The following is a 1,700-nucleotide window of genomic DNA, read 5'->3' on the forward strand; positions in this document are numbered from 1 at the left end:
TCGACGTCGGCGCGCCAGCCGTCGCCGTCGCGGGCGATCGGGTTCGGGAACTCGATGCGCTTGCCCTTGGCGTAGGCCTGGTTCAGGCCACCGATACCCAGGGAGCAGAGCGCGTCCTCGATCATCGACGACGTCAGCTTGGGCGTCTTGACCGAGTCCACGGCGCGGCCGGCGACCGGCTTGTCCGCCGGGGCGCCCCACCAGCCCACGGCGGTGAGGGTGGCCGCCAGGGCCGTCCAGTTCCACACCGGCGGCACGAACGTCAGGCACAGGTACGCCGTGGCCAGCAGTACCAGGACGGCGACCATGACCGGGGCGGAGCGGCGGCGCACGGTCTCGTTGCGGGCCTCGCGCAGCTTCATGTACACGTCCGCGTCGTTGCGGTCGCGGGCGTTCATACGCACCGGCTTGGACTCCGCGTCGAACACCCATCGCCCCATCCGCGCGGTCAGCCGACACAATGCGCCCGGGGCGCGCAGCAGCGCGGACGGGATGTACACCGGTACCCGCAGCGCGTGGAAGGCGAAGGTGTGGGCGGCGTAGCGGACCAGGAACCGCGCCCGTGCCTTGAACTCCTCCGCTGAGGTGAGCCACTTGGCGACCAGCGGGCGGGCGGTGGCGTCGGAGACGGTCTCCCACCACGTCGCCTTGGTCGCGGGCGGGTCGACCAGGCGGACGACCGTGCCGGGCTCGGTGTCGTCGGCGGCGGGCCGGTCCTGCTGCGGGATCTCGTCGGCAGTGCGGGCGGTGTCGGGGCGGATCGGGACGACGTTCCCGGCCCGCGTCGTGGCGGTGTCGGTGGCGGCCGGGTCGGTGTTCACGGCGTCGTCGCCGGTGGCGTTCACGGGCGTGTCGGCCGGGGTGTTCGTGGACGGGTCGGGCGTGCTGTTCACGGAGAGAGGCCCTTCGGGGTCGGGTCCGTTCACGGACTCAGGCGTGCGGTCGGCGGTGGTGGACATCAGGCGGCCTCCTCCTGGTCGACGGTCACGGGCTGATCGGCGGGCACCGGCGCGACAGCCGGGCGGGCGGTTTCGGCGATCAGGTCATCGGCGACGTTCTTGCTGGTGCCGCGCGAGATCTCCGGGCACACGGACCGGACCCAGGCCGGGGTGATCTCGACCCCCGGGGCCCACGCGGCGCGGGCGTCGGCCAGGTAGTCCCCGCGCAACTTCCGCGCAGGCTTGGCGGCTGGCTTGCGGGCCGGGCGGCGTCGCGGCCGGGCAGCGGGTGCTGGCTTCTCTCCCGCGCTGTCCTCCGCCGGAGCGGCGGACACCACGGCCGGAGGGGTGGCGGGCTGCTCTCCGGTGAACGCCGCGCCGGCGGCGGCCATGACCGCTTCGGTGAGCTTGTCCCGCAGCACTGGGGCGGTCTCCGCCGCGAGGAACACCAGCACCGGTGGAACCGAGTGCAGCACCACCCCGGCCACGTCGAGGTGCGTCCAGGACTTCCAGGTGTTCATGACGTAGGTGGCGAGGAACGCGAACCACTTCGTGCGGTGCGCCCACCGGCCGGTGTCGACCTGGTACCGGGCGGTCACCTGCTCCGCCCGCAGCACCGCCACCAGCACGAGCGACACCATCGGGTCCAGCAGCCACCCGGCCAGCCAGCCGAGTGACCAAGTGGCCGCGCCGGCGGCGGCGAAGCTCTGGACGTTGACCATGGTGAACGCCAGGCCGAGGAAGATCCCGAGCCAGATCACC

1 protein-coding gene and 1 pseudogene are annotated in these 1,700 nt (G+C 72.9%); both read right to left on the bottom strand.

Annotated features, from left to right (window positions below):
- Window positions 1-893, bottom strand: a pseudogene (locus tag ACWEVN_RS47825) (cell division protein FtsK); the annotation flags it as partial.
- 65 nt (window positions 894-958) lie between these two features.
- Window positions 959-1,700, bottom strand: a 742-nt coding sequence (locus ACWEVN_RS47830) for a hypothetical protein (RefSeq protein ID WP_452055709.1), incomplete at its 5' end; no start/stop codon positions are given.

This window comes from Amycolatopsis sp. NPDC003861 (genome assembly GCF_053605405.1).